Here is a 26,260-nt window from a genome sequence, read left to right as displayed (position 1 = left end):
GGGCCGGAAAAGGCGGCAGATGGGAGGCTTCAATGACAGAGCTACTACACCGGGAGATCATTTACCTCTGGTATTATTTCAGCGTGCAGCTGGAGCAGATTGCCGGATATTGGGTTCTGGGAATGCTGATCGGATCGGCTGTATCTGTATTTGCAAAAGACCATATCCACAATCTCTTTCGTTCTCTGCAGGATAAAAAGCTGGGAATCGCCGGTATTTTTGCAGCAAGCGCCTTGGGGATTGCCTCGCCCCTGTGCATGTACGGGACAATCCCCATTGCCGCCTCTTTCTCCGAAAGCGGCATGAAGGACGACTGGCTGGCGGCCTTCATGATGTCCTCCATCCTGCTGAATCCTCAGCTCATCCTGTACAGCGCCGCCCTGGGAATGCCGGCGCTCATCATCAGGATACTGTCCTGTTTCTTTTGCGGCGCTGCCGCCGGGCTGCTGATACATTTCCTCTATGAACGGAAGCCGTTTTTTGAATTTCAGGGCTTTTCAGAACCCGAAAACCGGGATACGGACCCCAGTCCTCTCCTCCGGTACATAAAAAATCTAGGAAGAAATGTCCGGGCAACCGGCGTGTATTTCCTCATCGGTGTTGCTCTGTCAGCACTGTTCCAGCGTTATGTTCCGGCAGAAACCATGACTACGCTGTTCGGCGGCAACGAAGCCTTCGGCGTGTTGATGGCCGCCACCATCGGCGTTCCCCTTTACGCCTGCGGCGGCGGAACGATCCCTCTTCTCCAGCAGTGGCTGTGGGAGGGGATGAGCCTCGGCAGCGCGGCTTCTTTCATGATCACGGGACCGGCCACAAAGATCACCAATCTCGGCGCCCTGAAAATCGTGCTGGGATTGCGGCACTTCCTGTTCTACCTGGTATTTGTCATGGTGTTTGCTTTTGGCAGCGGCCTGGCAGTGAACCTGGTAGGATGATCTGGCGAAGGCGGAGCAATAAAATTCGGAAAAAAGATTGCTTTTCATATATGAAATAAGGTATTATATAAATAATCTCCAGGACTTCATTTTTCTTATAAATATAAATATAGCAATGAGAAAAACAGCAGTGGGGAAATATCTGCTGCTTCCATATTACAAATGAGAATATCGCACAAAACGGGATACAACATAGATGGGTATTATTAATTTTCTGTTTTTGTTAAAAACCGCGGAGAAATACTGAATGAGCAGAACAATGAAATCATATTGTATTTATGGAAGGAGATGACGGAAGTGATATAGCAGAACTGATGAAGATATTTGTGCAGGATAATTTTTACGATGAGAAAAAGTTTCCGCATGTGTCCGGGCAGAAAAGATATCTGAAAGAGAATCAGGAGGGAGTGAGAACTATGATGGGTGTGATGGAGAAGCTGCTCAGTGAAGAACGCGATGAAGGACGCCTTGAAGGAAGACAAGAGGGCAAGATAGACATGCTGGTGCAGCTGGTTCAGGAGGAGATCATTTCTGTGAAAGATGCTGCCGCAAGGCTGTCTATGTCCGAGGAAGCTTTTTTGCAGCTATTGAATAAAAAATAGTTATTAAAAAGTAGTTATATTTTTAACGTAAGAGATGCAGGTCAGTTACATTGAATTGCAAATAACAGGGGCGCCCGCACCTGCTGATAAGGTGTGGGCGCCCCTGAGATGTATTGCCAGAGCTCATCACAAACTCCTGCACTATAGGGAAAAGCTATAGAACGCCATACAAACCAGGTATTTGCTATCAAACTATTGAAGTGGTAGAGTAATTACAGATAAAAATCAATGTGTGGGAGGTAATCAGCATGAAAATAATAGAGAATCAAACTTTTGATGAAGAGAGAGCATTATACGGAAGCGACGGCGTCATGCTGGAAGACTGTGCCTTTGACGGCCCGGCTGATGGAGAAAGCGCATTAAAGGAGAGCCGGAATATTCAGGTGAACCGTACTTTTTGTAATCTGCGGTATCCGTTCTGGCATGATCAGCACCTGACCATCAAAGATTCTGAGATGACAGAACTTTGCCGGGCAGCGCTGTGGTATTCCGATGATATTACTATTACCGGAACAACAATGCATGGAATCAAAGCACTCCGGGAGTGCAGTAATGTGACCGTGGCAGATTGTGATATTATCTCTCCGGAATTTGGATGGTCGGTGAAGAATATTGAAATGCGCCGCTGTCACGCCGAGAGTGAGTATTTTATGATGCGTTCAGAAAATATTCGTTTTTCCGATGTAGAGTTCAAAGGAAAATATTCGTTCCAGTATATTAAAGACGCGGTCTTTGACAACTGCGTATTTGATACCAAAGATGCGTTCTGGCACGGGCAGAATATCACAGTGAGAAACAGCACCATCAAGGGAGAATATTTTGCGTGGTATTCAGACGGGCTGACGCTTGTCAACTGCAAGATTATCGGAACGCAGCCGTTCTGCTATTGTAAGAATCTGAAACTGGTCAATTGTGAAATGATCGACACGGATCTCTGCTTTGAGAAATCTGAGGTGGAAGCCACAGTGACAACGCCGGTTATCAGCATTAAGAATCCTCGTTCCGGCCGTATTGAGGTTCCGGAAGTGGGAGAGATCATCATGGATGATAAGGAAGCCAGAGGTGAGGTGATCGTCCGGGGCATAGAGAAGAAAACAGACCAATGTACCTGCTGCTGTGCGTAAATATACACAGAAAAAGGGTTTGTCAGAAAGAGTAAGAGGATCTTTAATGAAGAAAAGTATAGGGAAGAAAGTATTGACGATGGCGCTGGCCCTTGGCGTTGTATGTTCTCTGGACGGCTGCATGGGAAACAACAGCTGGATGGGAAGTACCGAATGGACAGAAACAATGACAGAGGCGGCGACGGAGACCGGGACAGCAGCGCAGGCAGACAACAGTGAGGCTGCCGGTTCGGAAACAGCAGCGCAGACAGAGTCAGAGGAGGAAGAAATGCAGACAATCCATATTACAATCGGCGGGAAGACGTTTGATGCCACATTGTATGATAATGAGACGGCGAGGACATTTGCAGAGAGTCTGCCGATGACGGTGAATATGAGCGAGTTGAATGGCAATGAGAAGTACTATTATATGCCGGATAGTCTGAGCATGCGCTCGGAGACGCCGGGGCAGATCCAGGCAGGTGATCTGATGCTTTTTGGCTCCGACTGTCTGGTACTCTTTTATGAGACGTTTTCCACGTCCTACAGTTACACTCCGCTGGGGCGGATCGATAACGCAGAAGGTCTGGCGGAAGCTGTGGGAAGAGGCAGTGTGGAAGTAACCTTTGAAATACAGTGAGATTTTCGTACATTTACTGATGAAATATAGAGAATTCTGAGGATTTGACTGGAATGGCGGAGAGAAAAATCATAACTCGTCAATTAAATAAACCGGCATATATGCCGTTGCTGCGTACCCTGCTGTGGCTGTCTGTTCCCACTATAATAGAAGAAGTGCTGGCGACGCTGCTGCAGTATGTGGATACGGCCATGGTGGGGCGTCTGGGAGAACAGGCGACGGCGTCGGTCAGCATCACAACCAATGTAACCTGGCTGGTAAACAGTATTCCCGGAGCCATCGGCACGGCGATGCTGGTACTCATATCAAAAGCTCAGGGAGCGGGAGATAAGGAACAGATAAAAAAGCTTGCACAGCAGGCTTTTTTGTTGTCTCTGGTTTCCGGGCTGACGCTGGGAATCCTGTCGATTCTGCTTTGCGGCAGAATCCCTGTCTGGATGGGTGCGGAACCGGCCATTCAGGGGACGGCATCTCTTTACTTTTTTATTATCAGTGTGCCTATGGTATTCCGGGCCGCAAGCACGATCATGGGCGCGGCTCTCAGAGCTGTGCAGAATACCCGGACGCCTATGCTCATCAATGTGGCGGCCAACGGTTCCAATATTGTGTTAAACTATCTGTTTATTTACGTGCTTGGGTACGGTGTGGCCGGAGCAGCCATCGCCTCGGCGGTTTCTTATGTGCTTTCCGGTGTGCTCATGGTTCTGTCGTGCCGGAAAAATGAGCTGCTCCGCTGGGAGTGGAAACATTTTGCGCCGGACACCGGCCTGCTCCGGCAGTGTGCCGCCATCGGCACGCCGGTGCTCGGCACCAGTATGGTATCCTGTCTGGGATATGTGGTTTTCGCCGGCCTGATTTCCGGTATGGGAACTACGGTGTTTGCAGCTCATTCCATTGCCGTGACGGCGGAGACGATCTTTTATGTGCCGGGTTACGGGCTGCGTTCCGCGGCGTCTACTCTTATCAGCAATGCCCGTGGGGAAGGAAATGCAGGAAAATTAAAGACGGTGGCCGGTGTGAGTATCGGGCTTACTGTGGCTATGATGTGCGTGAGCGGCATCCTTTTGTACTTTGGCGCGCATCTGCTCATGGGACTTTTTTCGCCCAGCGAAGCGGTGGTGAGCCTGGGCACTCAGATGCTTCGGCTGGTGGCTCTGTCCGAGCCGTTTTTCGGACTGATGGTTGTGCTGGAGGGTGTGTTTTATGGCCTCGGCCGCACCCGCTACGCCTTTGTGGTGGAGAGCATCGGTATGTGGGGCGTGCGGATCTTCTTCACATTTCTTGTGGTGCAGGTCTGGGGACTGGGACTGCGCGCCGTCTGGTACTGCATGATTGCCGATAACGTGTGCAAAGCGGTGCTGCTGGCGCTGCCTTTTGTGAGAAAACAGCAGAGAAAACGGCTGCTGGAAGGATGAGGATGCGGCAATGGAGGAATTGCCGGCAGAAAACAGAAATGTCCGCTCATAAGTCATGGTATCCGCCTGATGGGTTGTCGCAAAAAAATGCCGCGCTGAATTCAGCGCGGCATTTTTTGTGAATATTTTTTACAGCATGCTGTCAAGCATTTTCTGGATATTTTCTCCCATGGCGTCGGATAATTCCTGTGCATTTTCAAGGCTTGTACCTTTTACACCATAGTAGAACTTAATCTTAGGCTCTGTACCGGACGGACGAACGCAAACCCATGCATCGTCATTTAAGTCATAGTAAAGAACGTTGGAAGCCGGCAGGCCTGTCTCGGTTTCTTCGCCGGTAGCCAGGTTTTTGATAACGCCTGTCTGGTAATCTCTTGCGGAGAGTACCTGGTAGGAACCGATGGTGGTAGGAGCGTCTGCACGAAGAGTATCCAGAATCTTCTGAATCTGTGCCTGTCCTTCAATACCGGCCATGGTGACAGACTTCACGCTGTCTAAGTAGTAGCCGTATTTCTCGTACATGTCAATCATAGCGTCCCACATGGTCTTGCCCTGTGCCTTATAGTAGCAGGCAGCCTCGCAGAGAGCCATGGTGGCAACGATGGCGTCTTTGTCTCTTGCGTGAGTTCCGATCAGACAGCCATAACTTTCTTCCAGACCGAAGAGGTAGGTTCCTTTTCCTTCTTTTTCCATACGGAGGATCTCTCTTCCGATCCATTTGAAACCGGTGAGAACTTCCACGAATTTAGCGCCGTAAGCCTTGGCGATGGCGGCAACCATGTTGGTGGTAACGATGGAGGAAATAACCTCTCCGTCTTCCGGAATGCCTCCCTTGGCAGCAATCTGGCTTAATGTGTATTCGCAGAGCAGGCAGCCGCTCATGTTACCGGTCAGTACATGATACTCGCCGTTGTTGTCTTTTACATAGCAGCCGAGACGGTCAGCGTCAGGGTCTGTGGCAAGAACAAGATCCGCATCTTTTTCTTTGGCCATCTTCATACCAAGTTCAAATGCTTCGCTGGATTCCGGATTCGGATATCCTACAGTAGGGAAGTCGCCGTCCGGCAGTTCCTGTTCCGGTACCACGTAGACATTTTCAAAACCAAGTTCATGGAGCACCCGTCTTGCCGGAATATTTCCTGTTCCGTGAAGCGGAGTGTAGATGATGGTGATGTCTTTCTGCATCTTGTCGATAGCGTCCTGATTCTTGATCTGTTTCTTCAGGGCTGCGATGTATTTATCATCAATGTCAGCGCCGATGACTTTGTAAAGGCCGGCAGCCTTGGCATCGGAAGCGGTCATGGTTTTTACTGTGGATAAATCTTCGATGGCAAGAACCTCTGCGGTGACACCTGCGTCATGCGGCGGTGTAAACTGAGCGCCGTCTTCCCAGTATACCTTGTATCCGTTATACTCCGGCGGGTTGTGGCTGGCGGTAATGTTGATACCTGCGATACAGCCCAGCTCACGAACTGCGAAAGAAAGCTCAGGAGTCGGTCTTAAAGATTCAAATTTATATGCGGTGATGCCGTTGGCAGCAAGAACTCTTGCGGATTCATCGGCAAATTCCGGTGACATGTGTCTTGAATCGTACGCGATAGCTACGCGATTGTCTTTTTTGCCCTGTTTTAAAATGTAGTTGGCCAGACCCTGAGTAGCACGGCGTACAACGTAAATATTCATACGGTTGATTCCGGCACCGAGCACCCCCCGAAGACCGGCAGTACCAAACGCCAGGTTCGTGTAGAACCGTTCTTTGATCTCGTTCTCATCATCTTTGATGGCACGGAGTTCTGCCTTCGTCTCCTCGTCAAAATAAGGATTGGATAACCATTCGTTATAAACATCCATATAGCCCATTTCCTTGTATACCTCCCATAAATTAAATTGACAGATAATGTCCATAGTTCTTCCGGAACATTTGCCAGAAAGGAAATGTACCGCCTCCCGGACATCATCCAGGTTATGTGCATAGTATACCTTATTTTGTGAAAAATTGAAAGGATTGTCTTTATAAAAATAAAAAAATAGTGTATGATTAACAAGAATGTGTCAGGGTCTTTGTAAAACCCTGATATATCATAGAAGAGACAGCCGGGAAAGGTGTCTATTCTGTATAAAAATGTAAAAGAGAAAGGAAAACACAGATGGACAATAAAGTCATTGCCGTTGTGGCAGGAAGAGAGATTACCGAAGAAGAGTTCGCGCAGTTTGAGGCACGGATTCCGCAGGAACAGCAGGCCTATATCAAGACGCCGGAAGGCAGGAAACAGGCCCTCACCCAGTATGCCAACTATTTCCTGTTTGAAAAACTGGGACAGGAGAAAGGATATGATAAGAGCGAGGAATTCCTCACCATGCTGGAAGGCGTGCAGAGAGAACTGCTGAGCCAGTACGCGCTCACCCAGACTGTAAAAGATATCCGGGCCACAGAGGAGGAGTGCCGGGCTTATTACGAGGAGCATAAAGATTCCTTTAAGAAAGGCGCTCAGGCCTCAGCGAAGCATATCCTTACCGCCACAGAGGAAGAATCAAAGAAAATCCTCGCGGAGATCCAGAATGGAGAGAAAACTTTCGAGGAAGCAGCCAAAGAATATTCCACCTGTCCGTCCGGTGCCAAAGGCGGAGATCTCGGCACTTTTGGCAGAGGCCAGATGGTGAAAGAGTTTGACGAGGCAGTCTTCACGGCAGAAGCCGGCAAACTTCTCGGACCGATCAAGACAAACTTCGGCTATCACCTGATTCGTGTGGACGCTCTGACCGGCGAGGGAACGGCAGCCTATGAGGAGGTGGCTCCGCAGATCGCCCAGCAGATCACCGCAGAGAAGCAGAATAAAGTATACATGGAAGTTCGTCAGGAACTTATTGAGAAATACGGACTGGAATTTAAATAAAAATTCAAAATTTGTCAGGAAAACACTTCCTTTTTTATTTTGTACGGGGTATAATAAATCCGTATAACTTAGGGCGATGGTATATACATCGACAACTGTGTAAACAGAAGAATATATTTTATGGAGGTTATTTATTATGGCTTTAGTATCAGCAAAAGAAATGTTACAGAAAGCAAAAGCAGGACACTATGCAGTCGGCCAGTTCAACATTAACAATCTGGAGTGGACCAAATCTATCCTGTTAACAGCAGAAGAGTGCAAATCTCCTGTCATCCTGGGCGTATCCGAAGGCGCGGGCAAATACATGGCCGGATACAAAACCGTTGTCGGTATGGTAAACGGTATGCTGGAAGAGCTGAACATCACTGTTCCTGTAGCTCTGCATCTTGATCATGGTTCCTACGAAGGAGCTAAAAAATGTATCGAAGCAGGATTCTCCAGCATCATGTTTGATGGTTCTCATCTTCCATTCGAAGAGAACGTAGAGAAAACAAAAGAATTAGTAGCAATCTGTGAAGAAAAAGGAATGTCCATCGAGGCAGAAGTTGGTTCCATCGGCGGCGAAGAAGACGGCGTAGTTGGAATGGGCGAATGTGCAGATCCTCAGGAATGTAAAGCAATCGCTGACCTGGGCGTTTCTATGCTGGCAGCCGGCATCGGCAACATTCACGGCAAATATCCGGAAAACTGGGCTGGATTACAGTTCGACGTACTGGATGCCATCCAGAAATTAACTGGTGACATGCCTCTCGTATTACACGGCGGTACAGGTATTCCGGAAGACATGATCAAGAAAGCTATCTCCCTCGGTGTTTCCAAGATCAACGTAAACACAGAGTGCCAGATCGCATTCGCAGAAGCTACACGTAAATACATCGAAGCTGGCAAAGACCTGGAAGGCAAAGGCTTCGACCCACGTAAATTATTAGCTCCTGGCGCAGAAGCGATCAAAGCTACTGTAAAAGAAAAAATGGAAATCTTCGGTTCCATCGGAAAAGCTGAATAATCAGTACAGAGTGTAATAATCAATAGATATAGGAAACTGCAGGGCAGGCCGGGAGGTCTGCCCTGTGTTTGTGTTAGTTAGAAATTAAACAAGCCGTTGCTTTAAACTGGTATTTTTGAAGGTATCAGGCAGAGCGGCGGCTTATTGTTTTGGGTGTTTCTTACATAAATTGTGCTGTTTATAAAAGACAGCATAAAAATATGAAAAAGAAAAGTGAAAAGCAAGCTTTATGGGGAAATATCCTGCTTGCGGTTATGATGGCTTTGCCAGATGGGGAATAGACGTAAAGTAAAAAAAGAAATGTATGCAGAAATAAAAGCTATTTGTCAAATAAAGTTCTTGTAATCAAAACTTTTCTGTGGTATATTTGAGAAAGAAAAGGGAAAGCCAGAACGGCCTGCCCCATAATGTTTTAGTTACAAAGTAACCAAGCCGTCACTGTGGGGAGTGGCGGCTTACTTTTTGCGTTCATATATCTAAAATCCCGAAGTTTATGATAATTTTATAACAAATTTCGTCTTTTTCGTTGACTTTCTGCCCGTTTAACGATATTCTTTTAGTAGAATAATATAAGGAGGAATATTAATGAAGGACGTAGTAATAGTTAGCGCGTGCAGAACGCCAATTGGTAAGTTTCTCGGAATGTTTAAAGATGTCAGCGCAAGAGAGCTGGCGATGACAGCTGGAAAGGAAGCGATAAACAGAGCCGGTATCGAGCCTGCAGTGATTGATAATGTTGTTGTGGGACAGGTATATGCCGGAATGCAGGGAAGTCTTCCGGCAAAACAGATCAGCTATCGTCTTGGATGCCCGCCGGAAAGCAACGCATGTGTTGTGAATCAGAACTGTGCTTCTGGTATGAGAGCGCTGGAGATTGCCTGTGATAATATTGCCATGGGCAAATCTGAAATCGGTCTTGTCATCGGTGTGGAGAATATGACACAGGCACCGTATATGCTTCCTAAGGCAAGAGGCGGCTACCGGATGGGTAATGCAGAAGTGGTGGATTCCATGCTTCATGACGCTCTGATCGACGAGCTGTCAGGCGGACATATGGGTGTAACCGCAGAGAATGTTGCAAAAATGTACGGCATCACAAGAGAAGAATGTGATGAGCTGGCTTTAAGAAGCCATCGCCTGGCCTGCAAAGCTATTGATGAAGGTAAGTTCAAAGAAGAGATTGTTCCGGTTGAAGTCAAAATGAAAAAGAAAACAATCCTTGCCACAGAGGATGAGCATCCGATCAGAGACTGCAACATGGAGACTCTGTCTAAACTTCGTCCGGCTTTTATCAAAGATGGTGTGGTTACTGCAGCCAACGCTTCCGGTATCAATGACGCAGCCGCAGCTGTTGTGGTTATGAGTCTGGATAAAGCGAAAGAACTGGGCGTGAAACCTCTGTTAAAGATGATCAATATCTGTGCGGCAGGTGTAAAACCGGAGATCATGGGTGTAGGCCCGGCGGAAGCGATTCCGAAAGCTCTGAAATTAGCAGGACTGAAATACGAAGACGTAGATTACTGGGAGATCAACGAAGCGTTTGCTCCGCAGTTCATTGGATGTGGACGTCAGCTGGAGAAGAATCACGGTATCAAGATCAACATGGACAGAACCAATGTGAATGGTTCTGGTATCGCTCTCGGACATCCGATCGGATGTACCGCTCTTAGAATCATCGTATCCATGTACTATGAGATGAAGAGAAATGATTATAAGATTGGCGGAGCTGCTCTTTGTGTAGGAACAGGACCTGCCATGGCTTCTCTGTGGACCACAGAAATTTAAAGAAAACGGTAATAAAGCTGATCCGCATGTATGCGGGTTCCATATGTATGCGGGTAAGCATAACGATACGCCGGGGATGTGAAAGCGTCCCCGGCGTATTGTTTCTTTTATAGAAAACTTCGTTTCTGTGAAACGCAGGATTCTGTTTGTCTTATTTTGTCCGTTTCGGCGCCAGAGGCATTTCCCAGGCGTCGTGGTCCGTGTGCAGCAGTTTGTGCGCCATGCGGGAGAGCGGTTTTTCCAGATACTCGTCATAGACCTTTTTGATTTCCGGATTCTCGTGGGAGAATCGGAGTTCATTTTTTGAGTCCAGGAAATAAAGGTTTTTGGAGCGGATCTCCGCCATCTCACGGCCGTCGTGGATCGGCTGTCCGCCGCCGCCCACGCAGCCGCCCGGACAGGCCATGACTTCAACGAAGTGGTAGAACACTTTTTTCTTGCGTACCGCTTCGATCAGCCGGCGGGCGTTGCCAAGACCGCTGACCACGGCAACCTTGACGGTGGTGCCGGCGATATCGATCGAGGCTTCTCTCCAGCCGTCCATGCCGCGGATACCGTAAAAAGCGTCCGGTTCCGGATTCTCTCCTGTAGCCATGTTGTAGCAGGTGCGCAGCGCTGCTTCCATGACGCCGCCGGTGGTGCCGAAGATCACGCCGGCGCCGGAACCTTCCCCGCAAGGAGAATCGAATTCGTCTTCCGGCAGACTGTAGATATCAATGTTCAGGGAACGGAGATAATTGACAAATTCCCTGGTGTTTAATACCACATCCACGTCCGGTCCTGTGCCTGTGCTGTCCATGGTTGGAAGAGCACACTCGGCTTTTTTGGCGATGCATGGCATGATCGACACACTGAAAATGTTCTCCGGGTCTTCGTGTATCTTATCTGCAAAATATGTTTTTATGATGGCGCCGTGCATCTGCTGCGGGGACTTAGCTGTGGAGAGACAGCCGGTCATATCCGGATACTGGGATTTTAAGAAACGCACCCAGCCCGGGCAGCAGGAGGTGAACATCGGCCACTGGTAATCTTCTTTGTGATGAAGCCGTTCCAGAAATTCGCTGGCTTCCTCCATGATGGTCAGGTCAGCGGCAAATGTGGTGTCGAATACATAGTCAAATCCCATCATGCGCAGCGCGCCGGCAAGACGTTTTGTGGAGGCAAACTTTCTTGACAGCCGGAAGCTTTCTGCCCAGGCGGTGCGCACAGCCGGAGCCACCTGAACCACCGTGGTCTTGCCTTTGGCGTTCAGAAAACCGTTCTGCGAGAACACCGGACGTTTGTCATCCCGGCCTGTCAGGGCGCCCACCGGACAGTGGGTGATGCACTGGCCGCAGAGGGCACAGTCGGCTTCCTTGATATTCCGGCGCAGGGAGACATCCACCGTGGTTCTGGAACCGGTTTTAGCCAGATCCCAGACACGAAGAGACTGTACTTTGTCACAAATCTGAATACAGCGCATACATTTGATACATTTGCTCTCGTCCCGGATCAACGGGAAATCCGTCGGCCAGCTGTTGTAAGTGATATGCTGCGGATAGGAGCCGGTACCGAATTCCAGCTCGCTGGCAACTTTCTGCAGCTGACAGTTTCCGGTGCGGACGCAGGTCGGGCAGAAACAGTTGTGCTGGGACAGGATCATCTTGATGTTGATCCGGCGTGCCTCCCGGACTTTCGGGGAGTTGGTGAGAATCTCCATGCCTTCTTTGACCACGTTGTTGCAGGAGGTGACCAGACGTTCAATGCCTTTTACCTCGACCACGCAGACGCGGCAGGCGCCGATTTCGTTGATGCCTTTTAAATAGCACAGGCTTGGCACCGGCATTTTTGCTTCTTTACAGGCCTCCATGATAGTGGTGCCTTCTTTGACCGCGATCGGTCTGTTGTTAATCGTAATATTTACCATTCTTCTACTCGGCCTCCTTTAAATACTCCGTAGCCAAAGTGGTCGCAGCGAAGACAGCGGTGTGCTTCCTGTATGGCTTCTTTTTCGGACATTCCTTTTTCAACCAGTTCAAAATCCTGTTTCCGTTCGGTAGTGTTTCTCTGCATCATGGTGACACGGCCGCAAGGAGATTTATTTTCAATTCTCGGATCAGGCACGGTCACTTCGCTTTCGATGATATGATTGTATCCCAGATAATTGTCGATGTTGGCAGCGGCAACTTTGCCTGCCGCGATGGCGCGGATTACCGTTGCTGGGCCGGAAACACAGTCGCCGCCGGAGAATACGCCATCCACATTTGGAATAGAACTGTCATCGGACGTGAGGATGCGGCCTCTTTTGACCGGCAGTCCGGCGCGGGCAAAGGAATCGGAAACGATATCCTGGCCGATGGCGATGATCACCACATCACAAGGCAGGTGAATCGGCTGGCGGTTGGACTCCGCAGGCATCGGACGGCCGCCGCTGATGAGACCGATGATTTTCGGGTCGGCTACCATGGCTGTCACATGCCCCTCTTCGTTGGTTTCGATTTCTTTTGGAGCGTGAAGTTCAAGGATCTCTGCTCCTTCTGCGATGGCCGCCTCAATTTCTTCTTCGAGAGCCGTCATATCGGCTTTTCTGCGCCGGTAGAGAACGCTGACGTTGTTGGCGCCGAGACGGATGGCAGAGCGGGTGGCGTCCATGGCCACGTTTCCGCCGCCCACGACGATGACATTTTTGCCGGTAAAGTCCGGAGGATTGCCCTCGCCGATTTCCCGAAGCATCTGCACCGCGGAAACCACGCCTTTTGCATCTTCGCCCGGAATGCCAAGTTTTTTATCTGTGTGGGCGCCGATGGCGACATAGACAGCGTCATAATTTTCCCGGAGCATTTTAAAGGAAAGCTGGCCGTCGTCATCTCCGATGGAAGTGTTGAAACGTACTTCCACACCGGTGGCGAGGATATTGGAAATGTCCTCCATGAGCCGGTCCTTTGGCAGCCGGTAATTTGGAATACCGTAATAAAGCATACCGCCCAGATGGCTGCGCTGCTCAAAAACAGTACACTGATGGCCCATCTGCTGGAGATAGTAAGCGGCACTCAGGCCCGACGGACCGCCGCCGATGATAGCTACCTGTTTGCCTGTGGCCTCGGAACAAGCTGGCGGAGGGACAAGACCGCAGTGGTCGGCGGCATAGCGTTTCAGTCCCCGGATATTAATGGAGTCATCCACAATATTTCTGCGGCATTTGGTCTCACACGGATGTTCACAGACCAGAGCGCAGGCGGTGACAAAAGGATTATCCTTTCGGATGAGACGCACGGCGTCGGCGTATCGTCCCTCGGCAACCAGAGAAATGTATCCCGGAATATCTACGCCGGCAGGACACAAGGTGACACACGGTACCGGCTGTTCCAGATGGAAAGAGCAGTGCCCTTCATTTATATGTTCAATGAAATCATCCCGGAATCCTTCCAGACCTTTTAAGACCATGCGTCCGGCTTCGTAACCAATGGCACAGTCGGAACTATTGTAAATGACCCACGCGGTCCTTTCGATCAGATCAAGGGTTTCCATGGTGGCCTTGCCGTCTAGAACATCTTCCAGCATTTCCACGAGAAGGCCGAGGCCAATCCGGCACGGCACACATTTTCCACAGGTCTGTGTGTGAAAAAGTTTTAGGAAAGAGGCGGTCATGTCCACGGGACAGAGACCGGGCGGAGCGGCGACAATCCGGCGTTCCAGATCCTTATAAAGATCATCGACCACCGACTGAGCCTTTGTTTTGGTAATCACTTCGAGTCTGCTCATAATTCCCTCCTTAAGATTAATTAGACATCGTCATTAAAATAGATGCAGAAAACAGAGATTCCGAACCGGTGTTCAAAATCTCTGTTGCAAATACGTGACAATCAATAACAAAATCATTATAGCATATGTATAAATGGAAAAGGGGGAAACGATTCGTGAAGTTGTAGTATTTTTTCGCTCTTTTACAGCATTTTTATGTTCATTGGGGATTGATCGATTTGAATCTATCGGTTTTGAAATGATCCGGAGATGGATAATCAGACGGGATTTGCGGCGTTAGATTTATCATAGAAAAACGTAGCCGGGAAAGTCTCCTCCTCCACTTCGGCAGACTGACATATGGCTACATTCATATATTACTATCCAACGCCTGCGCTCACAGTCGTCGTCGATCTTTCCCGATACGTTTTTCAATACAAAGACCATGCCGCAAATCCCTGCCATCCGCATCACCCGGATTACAGCAAAATCACCGGATTTAAACCGACAAAAGAGCTACCTGGATGGCCTGCTCAGCAGGTTCATATCATTCAGACATACACAACTGTAAATTTTGGTATCGGCTGGTCCTCTTGCCGCCATAACCCACTGTTTTGCCAGCGTAGTACAGAATCCTTGCAAATCTCTATGCACGCAGAGTACATTTGGAGAAGACAAGCCATTGATAGGGTTTGACGACGACTGTGAGTGCAGGCGTCTGATTTATATTGATGAGATATAGCCAAGTGCCAGCCTGCCGAAGTGGAGGAGGAGAACTTTTATCAATGGCTTGTCTTCGGTAAAGTAGTTTTCTATGGGTTGCAAAGAGATTTACAAATCCCTCTGCAATCTTTTTTGCAGCGGCGGAGCCAGCATCACAGCCAGCAGTATTTTGATGAGATCGGCCGGAATATACGGAATCACGCCGGCCCACAGTGCCTGGGAGAAGGTAAGGCTGGCCTGTACGGCCAGCCATGCCGTGCCGAAGAGATAGTTGACCAGAGAACCCAGAATGAGGCCAAGGAACAGAACGATTCGGTTATCGGTTTTTTCGAAGAACAGGCCGCAGATGATCGCCATGAAGATAAAACCGATGAGGTATCCGCCGGTGGGGCCCAGTAATTTTCCGAAGCCGGCGCCAAAGGATGAGAAGACCGGAAGACCGGCCAGGCCGATGACGAGATAGATGAGATAACTGACAGTGCCCAGTTTCCACCCCAGGATACATACGGTAAAGTAGATAGCCAGGTTGGTGAGGGTGATGGGAACCGGACTCACCGGGATGGGGATGGACAGGGGACCAAGAATGCAGATGACGGCGGCCATGATGGCGGAGAGAGTCATCTGTCTGGTGGTGAAAGCGCGCCTTGAGGCGCCCGTTCTTTTTGAGTTGGAAATCATTTTTTTGTCTGATAAAAGCATAATGTACTCCTTTCCTTCCGGCAGCCCGTTTTCGCAGGGAAATTATTTGCCAATTTGGCAGGATAGTTGTATGATAAGATTCCAGGGAATGATGCGAAAAAATATCAGGCTGATAGATTATATTGTTATCATAACGATATGATAACAAATTGTCAACCGGTATTTGAGAATATGGTTGACAATTAAACAAAGAAGGCCTGAAAGCTGATGCATTTATATGATAAAAAGGGAGGCAGAAGAAAATGAGCAGTGATACCATGACCCAATATAGTATAGAAGAATTAAAATGTCCGAAGTGCGGACACGCCCATCATCTGAAAAAGTATTCGGTGATCAATGTCACGGAAAAACCGGCCATGAAGGAGGATATCTTAAAGAACCGGATTTTTAATTTTGACTGTGAAAATTGTGATCTGGTGGCTCCGCTGACTTATGAGAGTATGTATCTGGACAGCAAAAAGAAGCTGGCCATCTGTTTATCCACGGAGGAGACGGACATGGAACAGCTGGAGAAGTGGAAGAGCAGAAAGGGAATGACTCTCCGGGTGGTCGACAATATCAATGATCTGAAAGAAAAGATCATGATCGCTGAGAATCTTCTGGATGACCGGGTGGTTGAGCTGGTAAAAATCGCTTATCTGCGCCGGCTGGAGAAGGAGATGAAGGAAGATACCCTTATGAACATTCTTTTTGATTACAATGGAAACCAGATGTATTTCCTTGTATTTTTTGAAAAAAAGGGAATCGGGAGAATGCCTTTTGATCTGGAACTGTACCGCAGTACTGCCAGCCGGTATGAGCGGCAGATCAAAGCCCATTCCACAGACGATTTTATGAAAGTCGACATGAAATGGGCGGGAGATATTTTCTTTATGCGAAGCTGAGTCTTCTATATAAAAGCGGATTTTGCCAGAATGTATTTTCCGGTGGTTTGGAACGGCAGGTGATTTATGCGGTGCCAAAGTGAAATTCCCGGCGGATGGTCTTTTTCAGTTTTTCTATGATTACCGGTGACATGGCGGTAAAATAGGTATAAAGTTCCGGCAGGCTCCGGAGACGGACATCGATGGCGGCGTAGCGTTCCATTTTATCAAAAAATACGTGGATGCCGGAGTCGATGATCCGAATGATGAATTCGGACGGGTATGTATGGAGAAGCTGGTCTTTGACATCTTTAGTACAGGAGATGATTTCCAGATCCAGCTTGTTTTTGCTGGAAAGCTGCGGAAAAGGTTCTGTCAGGAGAAGTGACTTATAATAATTTAACCGGAGAAGATCTTCCTGCTGTTCGAAACGTTTTGTCATGATGAAATAGCAGCATATTTCAAAGTAGTTTTCGATCATCTCCCGCTGGAGATGCGGTAATAGTAAATCAGAGTACATTTGCACTGGCCCCTTTCTAATTTTGTCTGATTTTTTATTATCCTGTCAGAAAAGTGTGCACGACAGTTTCTATTTAAAAATGATACATTATGTTATAATTTTTGAGTAGGTTTAATCTGTCCAAAGGAGAAGGGATTTTTGGACAAGCTGTCGGAAAAAAAGGAGGCAAGGCAAGTGTTTCGTGAGAATATCGGAGAGAATCTCAGGGAAATACGAAAGAAAAAGGGCCGGCTCAGTGTCGCCAGAATTGTGGATAAGATTAACGATTACGGGTATGAATTGTCAGCGGACACTTATTATAAGTGGGAGAGAGGCACCAGAAAACCTCCCTGTGACGCCATTCCCTATATAGCAAAGGCTCTGGGAGTCAGCGAAAATATGATTTTTCATCTCCATGAAGAAAAGGAGAAAAATGTGGACGCGGTTTTCCCGGAGGGGATCTACGCTGCCATGGAGAAGAAGGATCAGGCGCTGATCGCCAGTCTGATGATTCGGCTGAAAGAAGGCGAAAAAAGATGGTAAATATGTCAGATTTTCCGGTATATTAAGTATATATTCTGAAAATTTTAGTTGATATTTTTAATTTTTCTCCTTGCGCTTACATAAGAGCTATGCTATAATGAGAAAGCTGTTTGTAACGATGATAATTGATGCTTGCATCAATAATAGATGAATTTACTATGAAGATATAGGTTTAGAAGAGGTGAAGAAGATGCGTGAAGGAATCCATCCAAATTATTATCAGGCAAAGGTTGTCTGCAACTGCGGCAACGAATTTGTTACAGGTTCTACAAAGGAAGATATCCATGTAGAGATTTGTTCTAAATGTCATTCATTTTACACAGGACAGCAGAAGGCTGCTAAGGCTCGTGGACGTATTGACAAGTTCAATCGTAAGTATGGCATGACTCAGGAATAATAACCATATGGTTTTATAGAGGCGGCGGCGCTGGTATCATGATGTAATATATCGTGATTTAAGCGTCGTCGCTTTCTCTTTACATGAAAGTTTTCCGGAAATGAGCTGTCCGCACGGACGAATGTGCCGGCGGGGACGGTCGTCATCTGGATGATGATACATTTTCCGGTAAATGGAAGGAGGAATCCGTTTGAAGAGAACAAGTATCGGAGGGCAGGCGGTCATGGAAGGCGTCATGATGAAAAACATGGAGCAGTACGCGGTGGCCGTCCGCAAGCCCAACGATGAGATAGAAGTGATGAAGGGCAAATATGAGAGCCTGGGAAACCGGTACGCCATCTGCCGGGTGCCGATCATCCGGGGCGTGGTCACCTTCATCGAGTCTTTGTACATCGGCATGAAGACCCTGGCGTTTTCTTCTTCCTTTTATGAAGAAGAGGAGGAGGAAGCGCAGCCGGGACGCTTTGAACAGGCGCTCACGAGGATATTCGGAGATAAGCTGGAGAGCGTTATCATGGGACTGACCATTGCGGTTTCCGTGATTTTGGCAGTGGGGATTTTTATGCTGCTGCCGTTTTATCTGTCCACCCTGCTGGAGGGCGTCATTGCGTCTTATACAGTGCGCACCCTCATTGAGGGCGTCATCCGGGTGGGGATTTTTCTATTATATATCTGGCTCATTTCCAGGATGGAAGATATCCGCCGGGTGTTTATGTATCACGGGGCGGAGCACAAAACCATCAACTGCCTGGAACACGGCGAAGATCTGACGCCGGAAAATATCCGGAAATATTCCCGGTTTCATAAGCGCTGCGGCACCAGCTTTCTGCTGATTGTCATGATTGTCAGTATCATTGTATTTTTGTTTATCCGTGTGGATCAGCCGGTGTTAAAAATGCTGCTGCGGGTGCTCCTGGTCCCTGTGATTGCCGGAATCTCCTATGAATTTATCCGGCTGGCGGGCAGAAGCGATTCAAAGATCATGAATATCTTAAGCAAACCGGGGATGTCCCTTCAGTTTTTTACTACCAAAGAGCCGGATGATTCTATGCTGGAAGTTGCCATCGCATCGGTGGAAGGTGTGTTTGACTGGCGGGAGTATGTGCGGGCTATGCGCAATGGCGAGCTGGAGGACTGAACATGACGGTAAAAGAAGTCAGAGAAAAAATACAGAAGCGCTTACAAAAAGCAGAAATCGAAGATTTTGAATATGAGGTCTGGATGCTTCTGGAATGGAAGCTGGGCATCGGCCGGGCAGAGTATTTTATGGATCCTGACCGGGAGATCCCGGACAAGGCGTGGATGTCCCTCAATGAGGTGCTCAGAGAAAGAGAGCGCCGGGTCCCTCTGCAGTATCTCATGGGGAGCTGTGAATTTATGGGATATACCTTTGAGGTCGATGAGAGAGTGCTGATTCCGAGGCAGGATACCGAGTGCCTGGTGGAACTGGCGGTGAAAAAGATACGTCAGACGCTGCGTGAGCAGGCATCCTGTCAGGTGCTGGATATTTGCACCGGCAGCGGATGCATTGGCATCAGCGTGAAGCTGCTCTGCCCGGAGGCGGAGGTTACTCTTTCCGATGTGTCGGAAGGAGCGCTGGATGTGGCAAAGAAGAATGCCTGGAATCTGGGGGCTTCCGTCCGGACCATAGAGAGTGATTTATTTGAAAATATACAGGGCTCCTATGATTACATTTTGTCTAATCCGCCGTACATCCCTTCCCGGGTGATTGAAGGCCTGATGCCGGAAGTCAGGGAGTTTGAGCCGAGAATCGCGCTGGACGGCACAGAAGACGGCTTGTATTTTTACCGCGCCATAGCGGAGGATGCTGTGGGCTATCTCCGGCCCGGCGGCTGGCTGATTTTTGAGATTGGACAGGAGCAGGGAGAGGACCTTCTTTCTATATTGAGAGAGCAGGGCTTTGAGAATACGGAGATTAAAAAGGATCTGGCGGGGCTTGACCGGATTGCCGTGGGGCGCTGGCCGGAAAATGTGGAGCCTTAGCGTTTCGCCGGACACTGCAGCATATTTTTTATGCTATGATTTTATGATAAAGATAACAAACAGGAGGTACAGTATGTTTGACAGATTGGAAGATTTGGTAAAACGTCTGGAAGAGGTCATGGAAGAACTCAGTGAACCGGACGTGGTCAATGATCAGACGAGATTCCGTAATCTTATGAAAGAACAGAATGAGTTGACGCCCATTGTAGAGAAATATAATGAATACAAAGATGCGAAGCAGACCATCGAGGACAGCGTGGAGATGCTGGAAGCTGAGAACGATGAAGAAATGCGCGAAATGTTAAAGGAAGAACTGTCCGATGCCAAGGCGGCTGAGGCAAGATGTGAGGAAGAGCTGAAGATCCTTCTTCTGCCGAAGGACCCGAACGATGACAAGAACGTTATCGTGGAAATCCGTGCGGGAGCCGGCGGCGATGAGGCGGCGCTTTTCGCGGCGGAAATTTATCGTATGTATAAGTCTTATGCGGAGTCCAAACGGTGGAAGACAGAGTTTATCGATGTCAATGAGAATGGAATCGGAGGTTTTAAGGAAGTTTCCTTTATGATCACCGGACATGGCGCTTACTCCCGTCTGAAGTACGAGAGTGGCGTACATCGGGTGCAGAGGATTCCGGCAACAGAGTCCGGCGGAAGAATCCACACGTCCACCATTACAGTGGCTATCATGCCGGAGGCCGAAGAGGTGGATGTGCATCTGGATATGAATGACTGCCGGTTTGATGTATTCCGTGCGTCCGGTAACGGCGGACAGTGTGTCAACACCACCGACTCGGCGGTCCGTCTGACACACATTCCTACCGGAATCGTTGTGTCCTGCCAGGATGAGAAATCCCAGCTTAAGAATAAAGAGAAGGCCATCAAGGTGCTTCGTGCGAGACTTTACGAGATGGAATCTGCCAAGGCCCACGATGCGGAGGCGGAACTTAGAAAGAGCCAGATCGGTACCGGAGACCGGGCGGAAAAAATCCGTACGTATAACTTCCCTCAGGGACGTGTCACCGATCACAGAATCAAATTGACTCTTCACAAACTGGAGAGCATCTTAAATGGTGATCTGGATGAGATCATCGACAGCCTCACAGCAGCGGACCAGGCTGCGAAACTGAGTAAATTACAGGAAATGCAGGGATGATCGGAATAATTCCGGAAACCTGCGTGTGCAGGTGATATTACCGGAAGACAAGGAGATGCATGAATGATGAAAGCATGGAAAAAAAATATCCGTCAGGTGATTCCTTATGTGCCAGGTGAACAGCCGAAAGAGACGGATGTGATAAAGTTAAATACCAATGAGAATCCGTATCCGCCTTCTCCGAAGGTAAAGGAAATGTGCAGCCGGATTGAAAACCTCCGGCTGTATCCGGATCCGGCGGCGTCCCGGCTGGTGGATGCCATCGCCGGCTACAAGGGTATTGACCGCAGCCAGGTATTCGTGGGCGTCGGTTCCGACGACGTGCTGGCGCTGTCATTTCTCACATTTTTTAACAGTGACAAACCGATTCTGTTTCCGGATATCACCTACTCATTTTATGATGTGTGGGCAGATCTGTTCCGGATTCCTTATGAAACCAGAGCTCTGGACGATGCATTTCAGATTCGCAGAGAAGATTATTACGGGGAAAACGGCGGCGTGATTTTCCCGAATCCCAATGCGCCCACAGGTATTCTGATGCCCCTTGACGGCATCCGGGACATTCTGGAACATAATCAGGATGTGGTAGTCATCGTCGATGAGGCTTATATCGACTTTGGCGGCGAGACTGCCCAGAGCCTTCTTGACACTTATGAGAATCTGCTGATCGTGCAGACCTTCTCCAAATCCCGCTCCCTGGCAGGACTCCGCATCGGCTATGCCATGGGATCTCCGGAACTGATCCGTGCCCTTCATGATGTGAAATATTCTTTTAATTCCTACACCATGAATCAGCCGTCCATCCTGTTAGGAGCCGCCTCCGTGGAAGACGACGCATATTTCCGGGAAACCACTGCCAAGATCATAGCCACCAGAGAGTGGTTCACAAAAGAAATGCGGGACCTCGGTTTCACATTTCCGGACTCCAAAGCCAACTTTTTGTTTGCTTCCCACGAATCCGTGCCGGCAAAAGAAATCTTCGAAGCTGCCCGGAAACAAAATATTTATGTGCGCTACTTTAACAAAGACCGCATTGACAATTATCTCAGAATCACCATTGGCACCGACGAAGAGATGCGGAAGTTTCTGGAGTTTTTGAGAGAGTATCTGCATAAATAGGGATTTGTAAATCTCTTTGCAGCCCACAGAAGGCTGCTTTACCGAAGACAAGGTATTGATAAAAGTTCTCCTCCTCCACTTCGGCAGACTGGTACCTGGTTGTATTTCATCAACATAAATCAGACGCCTGCGCTCACAGTCGTCGTCAAACCATATCAATACCTCGTCTTCTCCAAATGCAGTCTGCGTGTATAGAGATTTACAAAGAATCCTGGCTACCCTGGCGAGACAGCAGATTGTGGCAGTTTTTGACTTTTAAACGGTCCATTGATGATAACAAAAATACCTAATTCAAACCGATAGAAGAGCTACCTGTGTGGCTTGCTCTGCAGGTTTATACCAGGCAGACACAACCATAAATTTGGGTATCAGTTGATTCGTCTGTAACCATAACCTGCTGTTTTGTCAACGTAGCACAGGATGTTTGTAAAGGTGAAACAAAGGCTTTTCAACAGGCAAATGACGTTTTGGGTACATACGGCTTTCGACCGCGAGCTGTGAGGGAGGACTGATATAATCATTTTACAATGAATACCCCTGGTCAGTCCGACTGAGGGTCGAGACGGGCGAATCCGTATGTGCCCTTGCGTCATTGTCTGTCTGAGCAGATAGCTGTTACCATCTTTACAAATCTCAATTTTTTCTTAATTTATCATAGTAATTCACGCAAAATTGTTGTACAATGAAATATAAGGAACTTACGCACCGCCGCGCGCATTTCAGCTGGACGTGACCGTACGCAGTATCCTGAATATACATTAACAAAGGGAAAACTTTTTATTCGAGGAGGATTACCATGAAGAAGATTTTATTTGCTGCTTCTGAGTGTGTACCGTTTATGAAAACGGGGGGACTTGCAGACGTTGTGGGGGCATTGCCAAAAGAGTTTGACAAGAATGAGTGGGATGTCAGAGTGATTATGCCGAACTATCGGGGTATTCCGGATAAGTTCCGTAACACTTTCCAGTATGTCACACATTTTTACATGGGCACAGGACCGATGGTTCCTCATACTCATGTGGGCATTATGAAGTATGAGTATAATGGCATCACCTATTATTTCATTGACAACCTGGATTATTTTGGCGCTGAGAAGCCATATGCCGATACCAGAACAGATGTGGAGAAGTACATTTTCTTCTGTAAAGCAGTATTATCCATTCTTCCGATTGTGGATTTCAAACCGGATATCATTCACTGTCACGACTGGCAGACAGGTCTGATCCCGGTATATCTGAAGACGGAGTTTGCGGCGAATCCGTTCTTCTGGGGCATCAAGACGATCATGACCATTCATAACCTGCGTTTCCAGGGTATCTGGGATATCAAGACGATCAAGGGGCTTTCCGGACTTCCGGATTATCTGTTCACACCGGATAAGCTGGAATATAAGAAAGACGCCAATATGTTAAAGGGTGGAATTGTTTATTCTGATTTCATCACCACTGTGAGCAATACTTACGCTCAGGAGATTCAGACTCCGTATTACGGCGAGGGACTGGACGGCCTTCTGAGTGCGAGAAATCAGAGTTTGTTTGGTATCGTGAATGGTATTGACTATACCGTCTATAATCCGAAGACAGACGGATCTATTTATTCCAATTATGATGTGCGCAGCTACAAGAAAGGCAAAGCAGCCAATAAAGAGGCTATCCAGAAAGAGCTGGGTCTTGAGGTGAACCCGGATAAGTATTTGATCGGTCTCATTTCCAGACTGACAGACCAGAAGGGTCTTGACCTCATTCAGTATGGTATGGAAAGAATCGTAGACGATAATACACAGCTGGTTGTCATTGGTACCGGCGAGCAGAGATACGAGGATATGTTCCGCTATTATGCATATCGTTATCCGAACAAAGTATCTGCCAATATCCTTTACTCCGATGATCTGGCACATAAATTATATGCTGCAGCGGATGCATTTCTGATGCCGTCCCTCTTTGAACCTTGCGGACTGACACAGATTATCGCTTTCCGCTATGGAACCGTTCCGATCGTGAGAGAGACGGGTGGACTGAAAGATACGGTGGAACCGCTGAATGAGTTTGAGGATACCGGAGATGGATTCTCTTTCACCAATTATAATGGAGATGACATGGTGAATGTCATCAACTACAGCAAGTACATTTTCTTCGAACAGAAGAAGGTCTGGGATAACATGGTCAAGAGAGGCATGAAGAAAGACCTGTCCTGGGGTGTTTCCAAGAAACGTTACGAAGAGCTGTATAATACGCTGATCGGAAGATAGGAGACGGCTGTTTTTTATCGCCATTCATAAAAGAACATAAAATATATACTCCCGCGGGTGAGGACCTGCGGGAGTATTTTTATGAGAGGTGGGATTTGTCGATTTGAATTTAAAGGTCTTGAAATGATCCGGGTATGGATGAACAGACGGGATTTGCGCTTTGTATGTACCATAGAAAAACGTAGTCAGGGAAGTCTCCTCCTCCACTTCGGCAGGCTGACAACTATGCCCCTTTTATGACTACCAGAAACGCCTGCACTCACAGTCGTCGTCGATCTTTCCCGATACGTTTTTCTATCAGCCTCAAACTATGCCGCAAATCCCTGTTGTCTGCATTACCCGGATTATAGCAAAATCACCTGATTCAAAACGACTGCAAAGCTACCTGAATGGCTCGCTCACCAGGTTATCGCTGCCTGCACAGATATTGCTTTAGATTATAAAATCAGAGTGGCCGCATGTTGCCATAACTAACTGTTTTGACCAACGTAGCACAGGATTCTTGTAAATTTCTATGCACGTAGACTGCATTTGGAGAAGACAAGTCATTGATATGGTTTGACGACGACTGTGAGCGCAGGCGTCTGATTTATATTGATGAGATACAGCCAGGTGTCAGCCTGCCGAAGTGGAGGAGGAAAACTTTTATAAATGACTTGTCTTCGGTAAAGCAGCCTTCTATGGGTTGCAAAGAAATTTACTCCTTATCTATAAAAATACTCCCTCACCAGCCTCTCCAGGCACCAGCGGTAGTTGATGCGTTTTACGCTGGCAGCCGCTGTCACGGGGTATGTCCGGTAGGTTTCTTCGTTGATGGACAGTGTCACGGTGCCGACGGAATCTCCCTGGCGGACGGGGGCGTCCAGGCAGGGAAGAAGGTCGGTGGTGCAGACGGCCTGTTCTTCTTCCGGATTCAGAAGAAGGGTGGCGGTGCCGGGCTGGCTGATGTCGCAGATTTTAGCCTGCCCGTGTTCCACAGGAAGCTGCCCGGGAACGCTGTCGCCCAGGGATATGGTCACATTTTCAAAATTCTCCATGCCGTAATCCATGAGTTTGCGGGTATCCTTCCATTTATAGCTGCGGTTGGGTGGCCAGCCGCTGCCCAGCACTACGGAGATGAGCAGACGGTCGTCGGTTTCCACGGCACCTACGAAACAGTAGCCGGCGTTGTTGGTGAAACCGGTTTTGACGCCGATGGCGCCGGGATAAGAGGTGAGGAAAGCGTCTTTGTTGTTCAGAGAATAGGTCTGGCCGCTGGTGATTTCCTTGATGGTGTAGGAAGGTTCCCGGATGATGCTGCGGAAATTTTTATTGTTCAGAGCATGACAGGTGAGGATGGCCAGATCGTAGCAGGTGGTATAATGATTGTCGCTGTCCAGACCATTGGGGGTCTCGAAGGAAGTCTGATAGCAGCCGTAGGAACGGGCTTCTTCGGTCATGGCCTGACAGAAGGCCTCCACGGAACCGCCCAGATGCTCGGCAATAGCCACGGCGGCGTCATTGTAGGACTCCAGCATGAGGGCGTAGAGAAGATCTGATAAAAGGAACTGACTGCCTTCTTTAGCACCCAGATGTACCTTGGGAGCGGAAGCGGCTCTTTCAGAAAAGGTAACGACATCTGAGAGATTGCCGTGTTCCAGAGTGTATAGGCAGGTCATGATTTTGGTGGTGCTTGCCATAGGCAGTTCTATTTTTTCTTCTTTTCCAAATAGGACCCGCTGATTTGTCCCATCCATCAGAATGGCGGCTTTGGCATAAAGTCCCGAAGGTGTTTCCGCTGAACGCAAATTTATGGTATGATAAGGAGACAGGATAAACAAAAGAAACAGGCATAAGGCAGTAATATATTTTTTCAAAGGAATCCTCCTTTCAGGAAAAGCCGGCTGTAATATCGTCTGCGGTTTGCGGCGGA

The 26,260-nt window shown here is 48.2% G+C and carries 22 protein-coding genes; 16 read left to right on the top strand and 6 right to left on the bottom strand.

Going from position 1 to position 26,260, the window contains the following annotated elements:
• Positions 1-32 precede the first annotated feature (32 nt).
• From B5E53_RS13750 to B5E53_RS13730, 5 genes are all read left to right on the top strand, one after another.
• Positions 33-935 carry a permease gene (locus tag B5E53_RS13750; protein ID WP_087315999.1) on the top strand — a complete coding sequence of 301 codons (903 nt, stop codon included), beginning with the start codon at positions 33-35 and terminating at the stop codon, positions 933-935.
• A 278-nt stretch (positions 936-1,213) separates the two neighbouring features.
• Complete coding sequence (locus tag B5E53_RS13745) at positions 1,214-1,537, top strand: hypothetical protein (RefSeq protein WP_087315997.1); 324 nt, start codon at positions 1,214-1,216, stop codon at positions 1,535-1,537.
• Between the two features lie 248 nt (positions 1,538-1,785).
• A complete protein-coding gene (locus B5E53_RS13740) occupies positions 1,786-2,661 on the top strand; it encodes a DUF3737 family protein (protein ID WP_087315995.1) in 876 nt (291 codons plus the stop codon).
• 46 nt (positions 2,662-2,707) lie between these two features.
• Positions 2,708-3,280 carry a cyclophilin-like fold protein gene (locus B5E53_RS19810; RefSeq protein WP_242963733.1) on the top strand — a complete coding sequence of 191 codons (573 nt, stop codon included), beginning with the start codon at positions 2,708-2,710 and terminating at the stop codon, positions 3,278-3,280.
• A 53-nt stretch (positions 3,281-3,333) separates the two neighbouring features.
• Positions 3,334-4,695: an MATE family efflux transporter gene (locus tag B5E53_RS13730; protein ID WP_087315993.1), complete on the top strand. Its 1,362-nt coding sequence runs from the start codon at positions 3,334-3,336 to the stop codon at positions 4,693-4,695.
• 129 nt (positions 4,696-4,824) lie between these two features.
• Here the strand turns inward: B5E53_RS13730 and B5E53_RS13725 are convergent, their stop codons facing one another.
• Positions 4,825-6,555, bottom strand: a complete 1,731-nt coding sequence (locus tag B5E53_RS13725; RefSeq protein ID WP_087315991.1) for a phospho-sugar mutase — start codon at positions 6,553-6,555, stop codon at positions 4,825-4,827.
• A gap of 287 nt (positions 6,556-6,842) precedes the next feature.
• Between B5E53_RS13725 and B5E53_RS13720 the strand changes: the two genes are divergently transcribed.
• From B5E53_RS13720 to B5E53_RS13710, 3 genes are all read left to right on the top strand, one after another.
• A complete protein-coding gene (locus B5E53_RS13720) occupies positions 6,843-7,589 on the top strand; it encodes a peptidylprolyl isomerase (protein WP_087315989.1) in 747 nt (248 codons plus the stop codon).
• A 136-nt stretch (positions 7,590-7,725) separates the two neighbouring features.
• Entirely contained in the window at positions 7,726-8,595 is an 870-nt protein-coding gene (fba, locus tag B5E53_RS13715; protein ID WP_087315987.1) for a class II fructose-1,6-bisphosphate aldolase, read from the top strand.
• 585 nt (positions 8,596-9,180) lie between these two features.
• Positions 9,181-10,380 carry a thiolase family protein gene (locus tag B5E53_RS13710; RefSeq protein WP_191531855.1) on the top strand — a complete coding sequence of 400 codons (1,200 nt, stop codon included), beginning with the start codon at positions 9,181-9,183 and terminating at the stop codon, positions 10,378-10,380.
• 151 nt (positions 10,381-10,531) lie between these two features.
• On the opposite strand, the gene B5E53_RS13705 is transcribed toward B5E53_RS13710, so the two are convergent.
• The 3 genes from B5E53_RS13705 to B5E53_RS13695 all read right to left on the bottom strand — a co-directional run bounded on the left by B5E53_RS13705 (position 10,532) and on the right by B5E53_RS13695 (position 15,522).
• A complete protein-coding gene (locus B5E53_RS13705) occupies positions 10,532-12,286 on the bottom strand; it encodes a [FeFe] hydrogenase, group A (protein WP_087315983.1) in 1,755 nt (584 codons plus the stop codon).
• Entirely contained in the window at positions 12,280-14,121 is a 1,842-nt protein-coding gene (locus B5E53_RS13700; protein WP_087315981.1) for an NAD(P)-binding protein, read from the bottom strand. The genes B5E53_RS13705 and B5E53_RS13700 overlap by 7 nt, the downstream gene beginning before the upstream one ends.
• 810 nt (positions 14,122-14,931) lie before the next feature.
• Positions 14,932-15,522, bottom strand: a complete 591-nt coding sequence (locus tag B5E53_RS13695; RefSeq protein ID WP_242963731.1) for a biotin transporter BioY — start codon at positions 15,520-15,522, stop codon at positions 14,932-14,934.
• 242 nt (positions 15,523-15,764) lie between these two features.
• On the opposite strand from B5E53_RS13695, the gene B5E53_RS13690 reads away from it, so the two are divergent.
• Complete coding sequence (locus tag B5E53_RS13690; RefSeq protein WP_087315979.1) at positions 15,765-16,406, top strand: CpXC domain-containing protein; 642 nt, start codon at positions 15,765-15,767, stop codon at positions 16,404-16,406.
• Between the two features lie 64 nt (positions 16,407-16,470).
• On the opposite strand, the gene B5E53_RS13685 is transcribed toward B5E53_RS13690, so the two are convergent.
• Positions 16,471-16,905, bottom strand: coding sequence for a hypothetical protein (locus B5E53_RS13685; RefSeq protein WP_087315977.1), 435 nt, complete (start codon positions 16,903-16,905; stop codon positions 16,471-16,473).
• 174 nt (positions 16,906-17,079) lie between these two features.
• Here B5E53_RS13685 and B5E53_RS13680 point away from each other — a divergent pair, with 174 nt between their 5' ends.
• The 7 genes from B5E53_RS13680 to glgA all read left to right on the top strand — a co-directional run bounded on the left by B5E53_RS13680 (position 17,080) and on the right by glgA (position 24,348).
• Positions 17,080-17,427 (top strand): helix-turn-helix transcriptional regulator, encoded by a 348-nt coding sequence (locus B5E53_RS13680; RefSeq protein ID WP_162611921.1) that lies wholly within the window; start codon positions 17,080-17,082, stop codon positions 17,425-17,427.
• A 190-nt stretch (positions 17,428-17,617) separates the two neighbouring features.
• Positions 17,618-17,824, top strand: coding sequence for a 50S ribosomal protein L31 (gene rpmE / locus B5E53_RS13675; protein WP_087315973.1), 207 nt, complete (start codon positions 17,618-17,620; stop codon positions 17,822-17,824).
• A 190-nt stretch (positions 17,825-18,014) separates the two neighbouring features.
• Positions 18,015-18,962 carry a DUF1385 domain-containing protein gene (locus B5E53_RS13670; protein ID WP_242963729.1) on the top strand — a complete coding sequence of 316 codons (948 nt, stop codon included), beginning with the start codon at positions 18,015-18,017 and terminating at the stop codon, positions 18,960-18,962.
• Positions 18,963-18,964: 2 nt separating this feature from the next.
• Positions 18,965-19,828, top strand: a complete 864-nt coding sequence (prmC, locus tag B5E53_RS13665; protein ID WP_087315969.1) for a peptide chain release factor N(5)-glutamine methyltransferase — start codon at positions 18,965-18,967, stop codon at positions 19,826-19,828.
• A 73-nt stretch (positions 19,829-19,901) separates the two neighbouring features.
• A complete protein-coding gene (prfA, locus tag B5E53_RS13660) occupies positions 19,902-20,981 on the top strand; it encodes a peptide chain release factor 1 (RefSeq protein ID WP_087315967.1) in 1,080 nt (359 codons plus the stop codon).
• A 66-nt stretch (positions 20,982-21,047) separates the two neighbouring features.
• On the top strand, positions 21,048-22,100 hold the full coding sequence (hisC, locus tag B5E53_RS13655; RefSeq protein WP_087316032.1) for a histidinol-phosphate transaminase: 1,053 nt from the start codon (positions 21,048-21,050) through the stop codon (positions 22,098-22,100).
• Positions 22,101-22,896: 796 nt separating this feature from the next.
• Complete coding sequence (glgA, locus tag B5E53_RS13650) at positions 22,897-24,348, top strand: glycogen synthase GlgA (RefSeq protein ID WP_087315965.1); 1,452 nt, start codon at positions 22,897-22,899, stop codon at positions 24,346-24,348.
• 704 nt (positions 24,349-25,052) lie between these two features.
• Here the strand turns inward: glgA and B5E53_RS13645 are convergent.
• On the bottom strand, positions 25,053-26,204 hold the full coding sequence (locus tag B5E53_RS13645) for a D-alanyl-D-alanine carboxypeptidase family protein (RefSeq protein WP_087315963.1): 1,152 nt from the start codon (positions 26,202-26,204) through the stop codon (positions 25,053-25,055).
• Positions 26,205-26,260: the final 56 nt, after the last annotated feature.

This window comes from Eubacterium sp. An11 (assembly GCF_002161065.1).
In the GTDB taxonomy this organism is placed as follows: Bacteria; Bacillota; Clostridia; order Lachnospirales; family Lachnospiraceae; genus Anaerobutyricum; species Anaerobutyricum faecale.
Note: the sequence above shows the minus strand (reverse complement) of the source record. Positions and strands in the feature narration are given on the sequence as shown.